Genomic DNA, 236 nt, shown 5'->3' with positions numbered 1-236 from the left:
CGAGTTCCTTGGTACCGGGTTGTTGATATTCTTCGGAGTGGGCTGTGTCGCTGCACTGAAAGTGGCGGGTGCCAGTTTTGGTCAGTGGGAAATCAGTATCATCTGGGGTCTGGGCGTGGCGATGGCCATTTACCTGACCGCAGGCGTTTCTGGTGCACATCTTAACCCGGCGGTGACTATCGCGTTGTGGCTGTTCGCGTGCTTCGATGGACGCAAAGTTGTCCCTTTCATCATTT

Annotated in this window: 1 protein-coding gene; it reads left to right on the top strand. The window is 54.7% G+C overall.

Going from position 1 to position 236, the window contains the following annotated elements:
* Positions 1–236 (top strand): aquaporin (locus GB932_RS00850; RefSeq protein WP_197517195.1); only part of this gene is annotated, 236 nt, incomplete at both ends.

The sequence above is a fragment of the Microbacterium karelineae genome, from assembly GCF_009745985.1.
Lineage (GTDB): Bacteria > Actinomycetota > Actinomycetes > Actinomycetales > Microbacteriaceae > Microbacterium > Microbacterium karelineae.
This window is presented reverse-complemented; position numbering and strand designations above follow the sequence as displayed.